General features: G+C 59.6%; 3 protein-coding genes. All 3 read left to right on the plus strand.

The window, feature by feature from the left end:
• Positions 1-268, plus strand: a 268-nt coding sequence (locus PM04_RS17225; RefSeq protein WP_038009154.1) for a phage holin family protein, incomplete at its 5' end; no start/stop codon positions are given.
• Positions 269-353: 85 nt separating this feature from the next.
• A complete protein-coding gene (locus tag PM04_RS17230; RefSeq protein WP_038009156.1) occupies positions 354-590 on the plus strand; it encodes a hypothetical protein in 237 nt (78 codons plus the stop codon).
• A 92-nt stretch (positions 591-682) separates the two neighbouring features.
• A partial coding sequence (locus PM04_RS17235) for a TIGR02594 family protein (RefSeq protein ID WP_038009157.1) occupies positions 683-1038 on the plus strand: 356 nt, incomplete at its 3' end.

Genomic DNA, 1038 nt, shown 5'->3' on the forward strand with positions numbered 1-1038 from the left:
TGGGGCCGTGACCACGCTGATCGGCGCCTTTACCGGCCGGCTGATGTGGCATTCGGGCGAAGTAAAACTCGGCAATCGCCGCTTTTTTGGCAAGGAGCTCCTGTGGGAAATTCCCGTCGCCGTCGGCATGGCGCTGATCGGGGAGGCGGCGGCGCGCTACATTGGGCTGTCGCAGCCTGTCTCCACCGGGTTTGTGGCCACGCTCGCTTATTTGGGCCCGCGCGGTACCGAGGCTCTCCTTGCCGCGTGGCTCAGTCGCAAGAAGTAGCGACGCAGATTGGGCGCGCACACTTGAAGCGGCCAATCACGACGACCATTTGGGGCTCAAGAAACGACTAAGGAAGGATCAGATTATGAATGAGATCGCAGCTGTTTTGGCGCAGGTACAAAACGCGCCGGATCCCGTGGCAGCGGTCAAGCGGTTGGTGCTCGCCCATAGCGGCCATTGGTGTGAGCCCGAAAACGCCCACGGCCTCTTTGAGGTTCAACTCATGGGTCTGGCGGGCATTGGTCCTTCCGTGGCCGCCGCGGTTGATGATTGGCTGTTGCAGGCCAAAGACACTGTCTTTGAGGATGCCAAAGCGAGCTAAACGCTCAAGACCATTCAAGAGCCAATTTTTATTTACCGTCAAACCGCAGCCGTCCCTTGGGGCGGCTGTTTGCATTTGCATGGGAGCAGATCATGACACCGTTCGATATTGCCCGCAGTTACATCGGCACAACCGAGGGCCCGGGTCTCGAGAACAATCCCGTTATCCTGGAAATGTATGGGTCTGTTGGTCACGATTGGGTGGAACATGACAGCGTCGCCTGGTGCGCAGCCTTCGTCGGGCACTGTCTCGAGCGGGCTGGGATCCGCTCGACCCGTAAACTGACCGCACGGTCTTATCTCGACTGGGGTGTCCCGGTAGAGACCGCGGATGCCCGGCAAGGAGACATCGGGATTATCCCAAGGGGGCGATCCAGCTGGCAAGGCCATGTCTTCTTCATCGATCGGATTGAGGGGGCCTGGGTCTGGGGCCTTGGCGGCAATCAATC

This window comes from Thalassobacter sp. 16PALIMAR09 (assembly GCF_000765485.1).
Classification (GTDB): Bacteria; Pseudomonadota; Alphaproteobacteria; order Rhodobacterales; family Rhodobacteraceae; genus Thalassobacter; species Thalassobacter stenotrophicus.